This is a genomic window from Microcystis sp. M083S1 (assembly GCF_020246405.1).
Lineage (GTDB): Bacteria > Cyanobacteriota > Cyanobacteriia > Cyanobacteriales > Microcystaceae > Microcystis > Microcystis aeruginosa_C.
Genome location: NZ_JADBTB010000079.1, coordinates 47,833 through 61,867, shown reverse-complemented (window position 1 = coordinate 61,867; position 14,035 = coordinate 47,833). Strand labels below are relative to the sequence as shown.

The 14,035-nt window shown below is 44.3% G+C and carries 13 protein-coding genes and 1 pseudogene; 13 read left to right on the top strand and 1 reads right to left on the bottom strand.

The genetic code is table 11. The features are described 5' to 3' along the window. Window positions 1–10: 10 nt before the first annotated feature. Window positions 11–200 (top strand): annotated as a pseudogene (locus tag IM450_RS22685) (hypothetical protein). Window positions 201–226: 26 nt separating this feature from the next. Here the strand turns inward: IM450_RS22685 and miaB are convergent. Then, the gene (miaB, locus tag IM450_RS07810) at window positions 227–1,567 is read right to left on the bottom strand and encodes a tRNA (N6-isopentenyl adenosine(37)-C2)-methylthiotransferase MiaB (RefSeq protein WP_287668571.1); all 1,341 of its coding nucleotides are present in this window, start codon (window positions 1,565–1,567) and stop codon (window positions 227–229) included. On the opposite strand from miaB, the gene IM450_RS07805 reads away from it, so the two are divergent. The 12 genes from IM450_RS07805 (at window position 1,566) to IM450_RS07750 (ending at window position 13,841) form a co-directional block, all read left to right on the top strand. Then, window positions 1,566–1,688 carry a hypothetical protein gene (locus IM450_RS07805; protein ID WP_256377561.1) on the top strand — a complete coding sequence of 41 codons (123 nt, stop codon included), beginning with the start codon at window positions 1,566–1,568 and terminating at the stop codon, window positions 1,686–1,688. The genes miaB and IM450_RS07805 overlap by 2 nt on opposite strands. Window positions 1,689–1,932: 244 nt before the next feature. Then, window positions 1,933–2,217 (top strand): Nif11-like leader peptide family natural product precursor, encoded by a 285-nt coding sequence (locus IM450_RS07800; RefSeq protein WP_002741693.1) that lies wholly within the window; start codon window positions 1,933–1,935, stop codon window positions 2,215–2,217. An 856-nt stretch (window positions 2,218–3,073) separates the two neighbouring features. Next, complete coding sequence (locus tag IM450_RS07795) at window positions 3,074–3,385, top strand: carbon dioxide-concentrating mechanism protein CcmK (RefSeq protein ID WP_002734613.1); 312 nt, start codon at window positions 3,074–3,076, stop codon at window positions 3,383–3,385. 66 nt (window positions 3,386–3,451) lie between these two features. Then, complete coding sequence (locus tag IM450_RS07790) at window positions 3,452–3,793, top strand: carbon dioxide-concentrating mechanism protein CcmK (RefSeq protein ID WP_002733426.1); 342 nt, start codon at window positions 3,452–3,454, stop codon at window positions 3,791–3,793. Between the two features lie 32 nt (window positions 3,794–3,825). Then, window positions 3,826–4,137: a EutN/CcmL family microcompartment protein gene (locus IM450_RS07785; protein WP_002734360.1), complete on the top strand. Its 312-nt coding sequence runs from the start codon at window positions 3,826–3,828 to the stop codon at window positions 4,135–4,137. Window positions 4,138–4,207: 70 nt separating this feature from the next. Next, window positions 4,208–6,166, top strand: coding sequence for a ribulose bisphosphate carboxylase small subunit (locus IM450_RS07780; protein WP_287668567.1), 1,959 nt, complete (start codon window positions 4,208–4,210; stop codon window positions 6,164–6,166). A gap of 131 nt (window positions 6,167–6,297) precedes the next feature. Beyond that, window positions 6,298–6,960, top strand: coding sequence for a hypothetical protein (locus IM450_RS07775; RefSeq protein ID WP_002800746.1), 663 nt, complete (start codon window positions 6,298–6,300; stop codon window positions 6,958–6,960). A gap of 551 nt (window positions 6,961–7,511) precedes the next feature. Then, complete coding sequence (locus tag IM450_RS07770) at window positions 7,512–8,927, top strand: form I ribulose bisphosphate carboxylase large subunit (protein WP_002753365.1); 1,416 nt, start codon at window positions 7,512–7,514, stop codon at window positions 8,925–8,927. A 130-nt stretch (window positions 8,928–9,057) separates the two neighbouring features. Further along, window positions 9,058–9,456: a RuBisCO chaperone RbcX gene (gene rcbX / locus IM450_RS07765; protein WP_002732424.1), complete on the top strand. Its 399-nt coding sequence runs from the start codon at window positions 9,058–9,060 to the stop codon at window positions 9,454–9,456. Between the two features lie 15 nt (window positions 9,457–9,471). Next, on the top strand, window positions 9,472–9,807 hold the full coding sequence (locus tag IM450_RS07760) for a ribulose bisphosphate carboxylase small subunit (RefSeq protein ID WP_002741682.1): 336 nt from the start codon (window positions 9,472–9,474) through the stop codon (window positions 9,805–9,807). Between the two features lie 600 nt (window positions 9,808–10,407). Next, window positions 10,408–11,412: an AAA family ATPase gene (locus IM450_RS07755; protein WP_125730781.1), complete on the top strand. Its 1,005-nt coding sequence runs from the start codon at window positions 10,408–10,410 to the stop codon at window positions 11,410–11,412. Then, window positions 11,412–13,841, top strand: a complete 2,430-nt coding sequence (locus IM450_RS07750; protein ID WP_287668564.1) for a S8 family peptidase — start codon at window positions 11,412–11,414, stop codon at window positions 13,839–13,841. Before IM450_RS07755 ends, IM450_RS07750 begins: the two co-directional genes overlap by 1 nt. Window positions 13,842–14,035 lie beyond the last annotated feature (194 nt).

Here is a 14,035-nt window from a genome sequence, read left to right as displayed (position 1 = left end):
TAGGTTCTGTGTGATAAGTTTAATTGACATAGGATCGATCGATCTTTGTGTCCTTTGTGTCTTTGTGGTTCGTTCCACCCCCTCGCTCTTGAGAAATGTATCTTAGAATACATTTTACCCACCAAAGCTGGGAGAGCCAAATTAGTTACACATATTTAACTACCTTTTGCCTCTTGCCTATTGCCTATTGCCTCTCCTAACCAAGAAATTTATTTTGCACCACTACTTAAAAGATCACTCCCGTCAAACTAAAGGGACGGACTTCGGTAATTTTAACCTTAACAAATTTGCCGCGCAATTCCTCAAGATTTCCGGTAAAGAAAGTTAAGCGATTGCCTCTAGTTCTTCCCATAACTTGACTAGCATCTTTAGGGTTAACTTCTTCCACTAAAATTTCCTCAATTCTGCCTAAATATCTTTGGGAACGTTCGGCGGCTTTTGTGGCCACTAAATGATTTAATCTTTGTAAGCGATCGCTTTTTACCTGCTCACTTAATTGATCATCCCAAATAGCGGCCGGAGTGCCTGGACGGGGAGAATAGGCCGCCGTATTTAATTGATCAAAACCAATCTCATCGACTAATTTTAAAGTATTCTCGAACTGTGCCTCTGTTTCTCCGGGGAATCCGACAATCGCATCGGCACTAATGGCAGCATCTGGCATTAAATCGCGAATATTAGCAATAATTTGTCGGTATTTTTCCTGAGTATAGCCCCGTTTCATCGCCTTGAGAACATCATTATCCCCCGATTGAAAAGGGATATGAAAATGTTCACAAACTTTAGGTAATTCCTGACAAGCTTTAATTAAACGTTCGGTAAAATAGCGGGGGTGACTGGTGGCAAAACGGAGACGTTCAATGCCGGCCACATCGTGAATGTAGTAGAGTAAATCGGTGAAATTGTGCAGATGTCGGCCGCTTGCCGTCACTCCGGGTAAATCCCGTCCGTAGGCATCGATATTTTGACCTAAAAGGGTGATTTCTTTATACCCCTGTTGTCCTAATTGTGCCATTTCTGCTCGAATTGCCGCAGGAGTGCGAGATTGTTCCACCCCGCGCACCCCCGGAACCACACAATAGGTACAGCGTTCATTACAACCATAGATGACGTTCACCCAAGCGGTAATATTACTATCCCGGCGCGGTTTGGTGATATCTTCCATGATGTGGATGGGTTCGGTGGCCACCACCTGGGAACCGTCAAAAACTTGTTGTAATAAGTCTCCCAAGCGATTTGCGTGTTGGGGACCGATAATTAAATCCACTTCGGGAACCCGTCTTAATAATTGTTCCCCTTCCTGTTGGGCCACGCAGCCAGCGACCACTAGAGTAAGATCGGGTTGAGTTTGTTTGCGTTTAGCCTGTCTACCGAGATAGGAATAAACCTTCTGTTCGGCATTATCGCGAATTGTACAGGTATTGTAGAGGATTAAATCGGCTTCGTTGGCATCCTCAGACCATTGAAACCCCAAATCTTCTAAAATACCCGCCATGCGTTCGGAGTCAGCCTTATTCATCTGACAACCAAAGGTGGTGATATGGTAACGACGTGGGGATTTATTCATGATGCTGGCTACAGAAACAAGAGTGCAGGTTTCTATTTTAGGCTATTTATTCTCTGACTTGAAAGAAGCGGTCGGCGGTCGGCAGGATTCAGTTATCAGTTATCAGTTATCAGTTCACTGAGAAAACACCCTACACCCTACACCCCACACCCCACACCCTACACCCCACACCCCACACCCTACACCCCACTTCCCACTCCTCAGAATTAGACCTAAAGCATACTCAGCCATACAAGCAAAGAAAAACGAAACTTTTGCTTTGAGGATATCTCCTGACTGGTAGGATAAAAATAAACCATAACTAGGCAGTTTAACCTCCACACCCCAGAGGCCACACCTTTAATCATCAAAGGAAAAATATTTATATGTCTAAAAATCAAGTGTTCGACTTCTTCGCCTTAGCCGCTAAAAACGAAGAATTGGGTCAAAAAATGCGCTCAACCCAAGATCCTCAGCAATTACTAGAGATAGCTCGCTCGCAAGGCTTCGATTTCTCCCGTCCTGAATTAGAAGCAGCACTTAAATCCTTGCACGAGAGTCCCGACTTTTTCCAAAAGTTAGCTCATGCAGTGTTAGAAGTTTTCAGCCCTAACCACGATAATTATCCCTCGATCGGTGTCCAACCCTACGAAGGTGAGATCGATCGCTAGAATCAGTCATCAGTGATCAGTTACCAGTGATCAGAGGTGAGTTTTCATTTCACTGTTTACTAATCACTGAAAAAGGCTCCCCTCTCTCCCCAATTCATAGGGAGCATCCCACTAAGCATTTCGCATCTAAGTACAATTGCTTATGGCAAAATTGGGATGCTTCCAATTCATAATTCATAATTCATAATTTATAATTCCCAGAACTACCGAAAAGGCTTGCCATCTAAGCATTTCGCATCTAAGTATAATTGCTTATGGCAAAATTGGGATGCTTCCAATTCATAATTCATAATTCATAATTTATAATTCCCACTCCCCTCACCCCACTCCCCACCCCAGCCATATATAGTATAAAAAAATTATAAAAAAGCCGAAATCAGCGAAAAATAGGCTTTTATCTGCCAATAAATCTGGCAAAGACAAGCAAGCCGCCAAGAGAGAAGTTAAAGCGAAAATCCTTTCTTAGCAAGGGTTTTCGCTTTAAATCTCCCGATAATTGCTGAGGCTGATGGGGGAAAGGAAGGAATGATTAACTTTCGTTAACCTGAAGATGAGAAATAATCATAATGTTTTATATTGTCAAAGGTGTCATAGTTTCCTATGCTTTTTTTAGGTTGATAATTTTGCCTGACTCGTCAAATTTTTACCAACCAGCCCTAGAAAATAAAATTAGTGGATGAAAACGGTCACGATCGAGATAAAATTTAGGATGGTCTTACCCCCACCTTGCCACGATCCCGACTGCCACCAAAGCTAGAGCAGGAAAAGTAACAAGGAAAGAATTTGACTGAAACAAAATTGATAACGCTAACGAGATTAATAGTTTAGTTTGGCTTGACAAGCGAGGAACAAAAAAATGCCAATTGCAGTAGGAATGATTGAAACCCTAGGATTTCCCGCCGTTGTGGAAGCGGCCGATGCCATGGTCAAAGCCGCCAGGGTGACTCTAGTGGGTTACGAAAAGATCGGTAGTGGTCGCGTCACTGTCATCGTCCGGGGAGACGTTTCAGAAGTGCAAGCTTCTGTGGCTGCCGGAGTGGAAAACGCCAACCGGGTTAACGGAGGACAAGTGCTATCTACCCATATCATCGCCCGTCCCCACGAAAACCTCGAATACGTGCTGCCCATTCGCTACACCGAAGAAGTAGAGCAATTCCGCAGCTATTAAACACCGTTGATCGGGGTCAGCATCTATAGAGTCGAAGAAAGCCAACCATTAGGAGACAAAAATATTATGTCAATTGCAGTGGGCATGGTGGAAACCTTGGGTTTCCCGGCCGTCGTCGAGGCGGCTGATGCCATGGTAAAAGCCGCCCGCGTAACCCTAGTAGGTTACGAAAAAATTGGTAGTGGTCGCGTCACCGTCATCGTCCGGGGGGACGTTTCGGAAGTACAGGCCTCCGTATCGGCGGGGACAGAAGCGGCATCTAATCGTGTTAAAGGTGGTCAAGTCCTCTCGACCCACATCATCGCCCGTCCCCACGAAAACCTCGAATACGTTCTTCCCATCCGTTATACAGAAGCCGTGGAACAGTTTCGTGAAAGTGTTAACCCGCAACCTTTAAGACGAATCTAGAGCGCAACTAACTTTTAGTGTAAACAAATTCCATGCAAATTGCCAAAGTTTGCGGAACCGTCGTTAGCACCCTGAAACCGCGCAGTATGACGGGAGTGAAACTTCTGCTTTTGCAATTCATCGACGCACAGGGGCAACTTTTGCCTAAATACGAAGTAGCGGGTGATATTGTCGGAGCGGGGCTTAATGAATGGGTGCTAGTGTCCCGGGGAGGAGCGGCTCGTATCGAAGACGGTCAGAACAATCGCCCCCTTGACGCGATGGTGGTGGGGATTATTGACACTATAACCGTAGAAAATCGCACCCTCTACAGCAAGAGAGACGAATTTCGTCAATCCGGTTAGAAATCGATAGGACCCAAACACAGTTAATTAACAACCAGCCAGCCAAATTCAGTATGGAGGAAGACTAACTATGGTCGTCCGCACAACGGCGGCTAGTCCGAAAAAGCGGACCAAATCCCCAGAGGAAACGCGCATAGACGAGAGTGCCAAAGTCCACACCTTCTCTAACCTCAGTGGCGCTATCGAGATCGGGGCGCGAGTGGTGATTGCTCCGGGGACTTCCATCCGCGCCGATGAAGGAACCCCCTTTCACATTGGCGACGACAGCAAAATTCAGGACGGAGCAATCATCCACGGTTTAGAAAAAAGCCGTGTGGTGGGAGATGACGGCCGAGAATATTCGGTGTGGATCGGCCGGGGCAGCTGCATCACCCACATGGCACTCATTCACGGGCCTGCCTATGTGGGCGATCGCTGCTTTATCGGTTTTCGCTCCACCGTCTTTAATGCCCGCATCGGGGCCGATTGCATCGTCATGATGCACGCCCTCGTTCAAGACGTGGAAATCCCCGCCGGTAAATTCGTGCCATCCGGTTCCGTGATCACCAGCCAACAACAGGCCGACCGCTTACCCGATGTCACAGAAATCGATCGAGCCTTCACTCGTCACATTGTCGATATCGACCTCGCCCCCAGCGTCCCGGTCAAGGCCCACAGCCCAGCGACTCCTGCACCGGCAGCCGCTATAAACATCGCTAATGAGACGCTATATAGAAATTCGGTGACACCTATGAGTTTAAATACAAACATTCGAGCGCAGGTTCGCTCCCTCCTCTCCCAAGGCTACAAGATCGGCATCGAATACGCTGACAAACGCCGCTTTAAAACCAGTTCTTGGTTAAGTGCCGGCTTTATCGACGGCGGCCGCGAAGAACAGGTATCCCAATCCCTAGAAGCCTCCCTCAGAGACCTACAAGGCGAATACGTCCGCCTGATCGGAGTCGATCCCGCCGCTAAACGGCGCATACTGGAAATGATTATCCAACGCCCCGAAGACACCCCCGGAGAACCAGCCCGCACCACCACCGCCGTCCACGGCGGTCATGGCAACGGTAACGGCCATTCCGACCTGTCGGTACAAGTGCGTTCCCTGCTGGCCCAAGGACTGAAAATCGCCACCGAACACGCGGATAAACGCCGGTTTAAAACCAGTTCTTGGTTAACTGGACCTGCGATCGAAACCAAGAGCGAAGCGGGCATCATTCGCGATATTGAAGCGATCGTGACTGAAAATAGCGATGAGTACGTTCGCCTGATCGGGATCGACCCGCAAGCGAAAAAACGCGTCGTCGAAATGATTATTCACCGCCCCGGCGGCACCCCCGCTAGTAACGGCAGCGGCAAAGCCAGCAGCTACAGCGCCCCCGCTAGTAACGGAGCCAGTCATAGCAGCAGTGGTAGCTTAAGTGGGGAAACGATCGCTCAAATTCGTTCCCTGCTTGCCCAAGGCTACAAAATCGGCACCGAACACGCGGATAAACGCCGGTTTAAAACCAGTTCTTGGCAGAGTTGCGCCCCGATCGAAAGCAATCGCGAATCCGATGTAATTACTGCTTTGGAAGATTGTTTACGCGAGCATAGCGGCGAATACGTCCGCTTACTCGGTATCGATGCTAAAGCCAAAAAACGGGTTTTAGAAACGGTGATTCAGCGTCCCGATGGTTCGGTGAGTAGTAATGGCAGCAGTAAAACCGCCACCGTTGCTGAACCGAGTTTCAAAAGCTATGCTTCTGGCTCCTCCGGCGGCGGTACTGCCACTTTAACCAGTACCTTAACGGCGGAAACGATCGGTCAGATTCGTTCTTTATTGAACCAAGGTCACAAAATCGGGGCCGAACACGCGGATAAACGTCGTTTTAAAACCAGTTCTTGGCAAAGCTGCACCCCGATCGAGAGCAGTCGCGAATCCGATGTGGTGGCCGCTTTAGAAACCTGTCTGCGCGACCATCAAGGGGAATACGTTCGTCTGATCGGGATTGACTCCCAAGCGAAACGCCGTGTTCTCGAATCGATTATTCAACGCCCTTAATTTCAGGACTCGGCGATCGGTGAAGGGAGATAGGTGTTAGGTGTTGGCAGACCGGGAAAAATACCGGAAACTCTAACCCCTACCCCCTAACCCCCGCTCACTGATCACTGATCACTGAGTAACTGTCAATTATGTCCTTACCCCCCGTTCAACCTATTAGCCGCTCGGAATTCTATGTCAATGGTGATGTCACCATTCATGAGAGTGCGATCGTGGCTCCGGGGGTGATTCTCCGAGCAGCCCCCAATAGCCAAATAATTATCGGTGCGGGTGCTTGCCTGGGTATGGGAACAATTTTAACCGCCTATCAGGGTGTGATTGCTATCGGTGCAGGGGCAATTTTAGGTACAGGTGTTCTAATGGTCGGTCAGGGTGAAATCGGTGAAAATGCCTGTATTGGTTCAACCACAACGATTTTTAATGCTTCTGTGGCAGCGATGTCGCTCGTACCGTCCGGCTCCCTGATCGGAGATACTTCCCGTCAAATTACCATCGAGGTGTCAGCGACCCCATCGGAACCGGAAAGACCCCCTTTACCGGAACCGCAACCCGTAGTCAGTCAAGTGTCCCCAGTCCCGTCCATGGAGGAAGTGGTCGCCGAAACCGTGGCCAGTCCTTGGGATGGCGAGGAAACGGTGGCCGAGGCCAGTCCTGCGGAAACCAGAGAACCAGCATCTACTACTAACCGACCGAATCAAGCATCGGTGGTCGGAAAGGTCTATATCAATCAGTTATTGGTCACGCTATTTCCAGAACGTCATCGTTTTAATGGCAACAATAACCTTAATTCTTGAAGGGGAAAATAATCGTTCACAAGCCAAAAATCTCAACAATAATTACTGAGTAATTAGACCTAATTTATCTAGAGTTCACTGCTGTCTAACTGTCCTCTAGGTACTGGGTATAATTGCTTAAAAATCTAATTCATCTTTAGCGATTGCCGACAATTTTTTGAGGTTGTAATTATTGATAATCTTCCTCAATTAAGGAGTAGTTTTAATCGCTCAAAGCCTGATGAGCAGAAGTTTCTGTGTGTCAATCAGGTAAATTTTTGTTGATTTTTTTGTGTTTTTGTAGAGATTGTCAAAGTTAGATGACGACAGATTAAAGAAACTAATCCCCCCGAGAAAAAAAAACAATCAAAATTTTAGGGATAGAGAAAAAAAATGATCAGAATAGGATAAAGTTCGTGTTAAGATGATCAGTTGAAAAAAACATTAGTGAAAATTGCTCCCTAACTTCGCTCCTAGCAGCAGGGGACAGGAGCTTAAGAAAAATCTATGTCGGTTGACGGCGAGATTTTACAGGTGCGACTAATCATGCAGTTTATGGAGGAATAATCCCAATGGTGCAAGCCAAATCCAAAGGTTTCCAGGCCGGCGTAAAAGACTACCGACTGACCTACTACACCCCCGACTACACCCCCAAAGATACCGATCTACTAGCTTGCTTCCGGGTGACACCCCAACCCGGAGTTCCTCCGGAAGAAGCAGGTGCGGCAGTAGCGGCGGAATCTTCCACAGGTACCTGGACCACCGTTTGGACCGATAACTTAACCGACCTCGATCGCTATAAAGGCCGTTGTTATGATATCGAACCCGTACCCAACGAAGATAACCAGTTCTTCTGTTTCGTTGCCTATCCTTTAGATCTATTTGAAGAAGGTTCCGTCACCAACATCCTCACCTCGATTGTTGGTAACGTTTTCGGTTTCAAAGCTCTACGCGGTCTCCGTTTAGAAGATATCCGTTTCCCCGTCGCTTTAATCAAAACCTTCCAAGGTCCTCCCCACGGTATCACCGTTGAACGGGACAAATTAAACAAATACGGTCGCCCCCTACTCGGTTGCACCATCAAACCCAAACTCGGCCTTTCCGCTAAAAACTACGGTCGTGCCGTTTATGAATGTCTCCGCGGTGGTTTAGACTTCACCAAAGACGACGAAAATATTAACTCTCAACCCTTCATGCGTTGGCGCGATCGTTTCCTTTTCGTCCAAGAGGCGATCGTTAAATCCCAAGCAGAAACCAACGAAGTTAAAGGACATTACCTCAACGTAACCGCTCCTACCTGCGAGCAGATGATGCAACGGGCTGAATTCGCCGCCGAAATCAAAACCCCCATCATCATGCACGACTACCTCACCGGTGGTTTCACCGCTAACACCACCCTGGCGAAATTCTGCCGCGACAAAGGGTTACTGCTCCACATTCACCGGGCAATGCACGCGGTTATCGACCGTCAGAAAAATCATGGTATCCACTTCCGCGTTTTAGCTAAGTGCTTACGTCTGTCCGGTGGTGATCACCTGCACTCGGGAACCGTTGTCGGTAAACTCGAAGGTGAACGCGGCATCACGATGGGTTTTGTTGACCTAATGCGTGAAGACTATGTAGAAGAAGATCGCGCTCGTGGTATTTTCTTCACCCAAGACTACGCCTCCTTACCCGGGGTAATGCCGGTTGCTTCCGGTGGTATCCACGTTTGGCATATGCCGGCGCTGGTGGAAATCTTCGGTGACGATTCCTGCTTACAGTTCGGTGGTGGAACCCTCGGCCACCCCTGGGGTAACGCACCGGGTGCCACCGCTAACCGTGTGGCTCTGGAAGCTTGTATCCAAGCTCGTAACGAAGGTCGCTCCTTGGCCCGCGAAGGTAACGACGTTATCCGGGAAGCTTGCCGTTGGAGTCCTGAACTGGCTGCCGCTTGCGAACTCTGGAAAGAAATCAAATTCGAGTTCGAGGCTATGGATACCCTCTAATACAGCCCTTCAGAAGGTTGTTAGCAGTTATCGGTGCAAAATAATGCCGGGGACTTGCCCAAAATCGGCAAGCAGTCGCTAGAATTTCAACACTGATAACTGTCTAGCCAATAACTGAAAACTGTATAAAATGTATCCGAAAAAAGTTGTTCAAGATACCGCGAAAGTCTTACAAAGTTACCTAACTTACCAAGCGGTTCGCACGATTATCGATCAATTGTCAGAAACTAATCCGACTTTGGCTATTTGGCTGAGTCACTATACTTCTAGCCATTCCATTCAGGATGGCGAGGCCTATATTGCGGGGTTGATGACTGAGAATAAAGAGTTAGTTTTGCGGATCATGACGGTAAGAGAACATCTAGCCGAACAGGTTTTAGAGTTCTTGCCAGAGATGGTAAAAACGGGAATTATTAATGACAATACCGAACATCGTCGGCAACTTTTGGAACGTCTCACCCGTACTGCTATAAGTCAACCAGAGACATCGGAATTAAATCTCGATGTTGATGATCTACCCAACCCATAAGGAATCAAGAAACCCATGAAAACTTTACCTAAAGAGAAGCGTTACGAAACTCTTTCCTACTTGCCCCCCCTCACCGATCAACAAATTGCTAAACAAATTCAATACATGATCGATCAGGGTTATATTCCTGCTGTGGAATTTGAAAAAGATCCCAAACCCGCGGATTATCATTGGACGATGTGGAAACTGCCTTTATTCTCTGTTTCTGGCCCCCAAGAAGTTCTTAATGAAGTTCGCGAGTGCCGCACCGAGTATTCTGATTGCTACATCCGCGTTATCGCTTTTGACAACATCAAACAATGTCAAACCATGAGCTTTATTGTTCATAAACCCAACGCCGGCCGCTACTAATTTGGCTGTCATCTAATTATTAACTATTGAGGGGGGTTCTTAGACCTCCCTTTTTTTCTATTTGTCTGGTAGAATTTTTAGCAAGAGTGAATCCGAGCTAGAAATACTATGAGAGAAATCGTTTTTTAGATAAGCGGAGGAGCTAGAAACCCAGCGATCGATGGTTAGGGATGCGGTTCACTGTCATTTTCTCGGTGAGTCAACCCGTCTTCAATTAATTGGGTTACATATTGTTGGCTGAAAAAGTCAGAATATAAAAGTTACTATGTAAAGGGTAAATTTATCCCAAAAAGTAATTAGTGGAATTTTCGACAAAAAGATATAGTTAAACCTGTCTAGGCAAAAGAAAAGATTAACAAATAAAAAAAAATGAGACTTGTTTAAGTTTGAGGTGTATCACAGTCTCACGGCATAATATTAATTTACAATTTACCTCAGCTGCTTTAGAAGGTCTAGAGTTAGTACAATAATATTATTAAGATTGAATAAATTTTAAACAGGCGACTTTAATATAACTTGTGGAGAGAACCTTTAGATAATCGGAGACACATTTGGCTTGTTGGGCGAGTCTCTGAGTGTAAACTTGAGCCATGACATGAGATGATGATAGCTGAAAAACAACTTAAAAGGCTATTTCAAGCCTTCAAAGAGCGTGACGATGTTGCTTTTTACAGAGCGGCGGAGTCTCTTATTGCCGATGAATTAGCCGCTAATCATCATGCTCTTGCTCAAGAGCTACAGCAAGTTTTAGGAAAGCAACCGTTGAAACAGATTCCACAGAATGGATTAAGATTACTCCCTAAAGATCGTCGCAGTGGCGAGGATTTAGTTATACTTGAAGAAAGCTCTATAGATTCAACTCAAATTGTTTTTAATCAAGAAACTAAAGCTAAAATAGAGAGAGTCTTAGATGAGCATCGTCAACGACAAAAATTAGCTAAGTATGGATACTTACCAAAGACTAAACTTCTTTTCTGGGGGCCTCCTGGGTGTGGTAAAACGTTTACCGCAAAATATTTGGCGTATGAACTTGGGCTTCCAGTAGGTTTATTAAGATTAAGTGCTGTTATTTCTAGTTTTTTAGGAGATACTGCTTCTCATCTCCAGCGTGTTTTTAATTTAGCTAACACAACTCCAATGGTACTGCTTTTAGATGAAGTTGACGCAGTGGGCAAGAATCGAGATGATCCTAATGATGTGGGGGAACTCAAACGAGTTGTTAATAGTTTACTGCAAGCTATGGATTCTTTTGATTCATCCAAAAGTATTGTCATTGCAGCGAGTAATCATCAATATTTACTAGATCCTGCTTTGTGGAGACGATTTGATGATTTGATTGAATTTTCCTTACCCACTAAAACCGAACGAGAGTTTTATCTTCAAAGTCTTTTAAATGGAGTTTATTTTGATGGCTCACTGGAATATATCGCTAAGAATATGAGTTCACTATCGTATGCAGATATTCAACGTATCACGATAGAAGCTATTAAAACGATGATTCTTGAAGGTCGAGAACAACTTCAAAGTCAAGATATTTCCGAGCAACTTAAAGCTTTTAAAAAAGCCTCATCTGAAGCAAGAACAAAAACTAGGATAATTGTGTAATGAACCCAGATTTTCCCCTCTTATCTCTCACTCAACCTCAAACGGCTAAACGTGGTAAGGAACGACCTCGTTTGCTGCCACTTTCACCAGAGAAAATCCAACAGCGAAAAGAGAAAGCTGATAATTTAAGACAGCAAGTTAGAAGGATCTCTCGTCAACTACAAGAAATGTCTGAAGAGGAAAGAAAGGCCGTATTAATTAAACTGGAACATGAACAAAAAATTAATTTAAGTGGTACAGGTTTAAAACCAATTGCTGAATCTACGCAACATTTTACTCTTGCTGTTCCTCGAACTGAAAAATTAGATAAACTTGAAGAAAAAATTGAGGAATTTGGGGAAGGAGACTTAAAAAGAGGGCAACCCCCTAATAAAGATTTTGCCTATCTTAATACGATAGAAGAAGCTTCTCCCCAAGACCGTCTTTGCCAAGTGTTTTTTGAGCAATATGATGAATTAATTCAGAAGGATTGGATTATTTTTGAGATTGAAATGATGTCTTTAGAAAGGGGGAAAAAGCAGCAGAGACAGGAGTTATTAAAAATACGAGAAGAAATAAGCAAACTATTTGAGAGTGGGACTAAAGGAAATTTATTTGAGCATGAAGAAATCAAAGGAACTTGTCGTGCTGTAATTCGATGTACCGGAGAAGTTTTTCAAGAATTAGTAGAAGATAGGAAGTGGCAAACTAAAATAGTCTATTTTGATGCTCGTCCAGCCTTTGAAACATTTCATCAAACACTAAGAAACTTTAGTGTTGAAAAATTAGGTGAATTTATCATTCCTCCCTCAGATGCACCAATGGTCTGTATTGTAGATTCAGGCGTTACGATTGAAAATCCTTTTCTAAAACCTGTGGTGAGAGAAGATTTAATCCTTTCTTTTCTTAGGACTGAATCAGATAAAGATAATCCTAACGATGAGTGTGGACATGGTTCTGGTGTGGCTTCTTTAGCTTCTTATTATGCTTTAAATTTATATCAAAATGCAGAAAATAGTGGTAAGATGTGGATTGCAAGTGCTAGAATTTTAAATAAGGATAATGAAATTGAGGATGAACGATTATTTTCAAAAATACTAACAGAAGTCGTGGAGACTTTTGAAAAAATTGGAATTAAAATTTTTAATTTATCCCTTCAATTTATAAATCGAAAATGGCATGAAGAAGCAAAGCGAACGATTCCTCGTCGTTCTTGGATAGCTAGGACGATTGATAGACTTTCGAGAAAATATGATGTAGTTTTTATTACAGTTACAGGCAATATATCAACTTCTAATGTCAAATACTATTATGGGGATGGATTAGCTTATCCAGAATATTTTATAGACGATGAAGCCTCAATTTATGACCCTGGACAAGCATCACTCGCTATTACAGTAGGTTCTATGAGTCCTACTACTCAAGCAGTAGGACAAATAACAACAGCAATGGCAATAGCAGAAGAACATCAACCTTCTCCTTTTACTCGTTGTGGACCTGGAATTAACCGTGAAATTAAACCTGAGTTAGTGGAATATGGTGGCAATTATTTATTAGATCAAAATGGCGCAGTAAGAGAAAATCCGGGGATGAATGTAATAATGGCAAGTCATCAACTGACACCTGCAATTACTCATAAGTCAGGGACAAGTTTTGCTGCTCCTCGTGTTGCTCATAAAATGGCTCGTATTCTCTATGATATGCAGTCTCTTGGTTTTTATGATATTTCTGCCTCTTTATTGAAAGCACTAACCGTTAATTCTGCTACTTACCCTCCCTATTATGGAAATTTTGACAATTTTAAGCAGGCAATGGATGAGAAAAAACCTAAACATTGGTTAAATGTGGTTGGTTACGGAATACCAGATGATATCAGAGCAACGGAATGTGATAAATACACGGCAATTCTAATATTCCAGGAGAAAATTCAACCTAATACTGTCAAGTTTTTTGATATTCCTGTTCCTGAGTGTTTAGTAGAAACACCACCAACAAAAGTAAAACGGTTAACTGTTACAGTGGTTTATGCTCCTGAAGTTCAGCGATGGGGATTAGAAACCTACTTAGGAACAACCCTTAAATGGCGAATGTTTAGAGGCAATGTGGATCAAGAAGAAGTTATTAAGTATATGTCTGTAGAAGAAGAGGAGAATGATGAGGAGACTGGAGAAAATCCCAAAGAATTAAAATTTGAACCCGGTATTACTCTACGTTCTAGAGGAACAGTTCAACATGGAATATGCGAGTGGAAGCAACACAAACCTGTGTATAGTCAAAACTGCTACACATTAGCTATTGCTGCTTACGAAAAATGGAATCGTGAAAATCCTGATCCTGTATCTTATGCGGTAGTTGTACGCCTTGAAGATACGACACAAACAGCAGATGTTTATGTGGAAGTTCAGAATATCATGGCACAACTTGAAGTTCAAGCTAGAAGCAATATTTAAAAACGCTATATCTAAGACTTCATAGCTAATAAAGTCAATAAAAAGCGGGTATTATCATAAGTGATCTATTTATTTAGGATTGCTATAGCTGGACTTCCCCCCTTGACAAAAGACCATAACCCGTGCTGTATCTGATGTGCCGTTACTGGGTACAAATTAAGGAAACCCCAAATAAATCTAACGCCTTCGAGCCG

Excerpts from the sequence above, each read along its gene's own strand:
- IM450_RS07805 (WP_256377561.1), top strand. The coding sequence starts at position 1,566 with ATGATGCTGGCTACAGAAACAAGAGTGCAGGTTTCTATTTTAGGCTAT.
- miaB (WP_287668571.1), bottom strand. The coding sequence starts at position 1,567 with ATGAATAAATCCCCACGTCGTTACCATATCACCACCTTTGGTTGTCAG.
- IM450_RS07800 (WP_002741693.1), top strand. The coding sequence starts at position 1,933 with ATGTCTAAAAATCAAGTGTTCGACTTCTTCGCCTTAGCCGCTAAAAAC.
- IM450_RS07795 (WP_002734613.1), top strand. The coding sequence starts at position 3,074 with ATGCCAATTGCAGTAGGAATGATTGAAACCCTAGGATTTCCCGCCGTT.
- IM450_RS07790 (WP_002733426.1), top strand. The coding sequence starts at position 3,452 with ATGTCAATTGCAGTGGGCATGGTGGAAACCTTGGGTTTCCCGGCCGTC.
- IM450_RS07785 (WP_002734360.1), top strand. The coding sequence starts at position 3,826 with ATGCAAATTGCCAAAGTTTGCGGAACCGTCGTTAGCACCCTGAAACCG.
- IM450_RS07780 (WP_287668567.1), top strand. The coding sequence starts at position 4,208 with ATGGTCGTCCGCACAACGGCGGCTAGTCCGAAAAAGCGGACCAAATCC.
- IM450_RS07775 (WP_002800746.1), top strand. The coding sequence starts at position 6,298 with ATGTCCTTACCCCCCGTTCAACCTATTAGCCGCTCGGAATTCTATGTC.
- IM450_RS07770 (WP_002753365.1), top strand. The coding sequence starts at position 7,512 with ATGGTGCAAGCCAAATCCAAAGGTTTCCAGGCCGGCGTAAAAGACTAC.
- rcbX (WP_002732424.1), top strand. The coding sequence starts at position 9,058 with ATGTATCCGAAAAAAGTTGTTCAAGATACCGCGAAAGTCTTACAAAGT.
- IM450_RS07760 (WP_002741682.1), top strand. The coding sequence starts at position 9,472 with ATGAAAACTTTACCTAAAGAGAAGCGTTACGAAACTCTTTCCTACTTG.
- IM450_RS07755 (WP_125730781.1), top strand. The coding sequence starts at position 10,408 with ATGATGATAGCTGAAAAACAACTTAAAAGGCTATTTCAAGCCTTCAAA.
- IM450_RS07750 (WP_287668564.1), top strand. The coding sequence starts at position 11,412 with ATGAACCCAGATTTTCCCCTCTTATCTCTCACTCAACCTCAAACGGCT.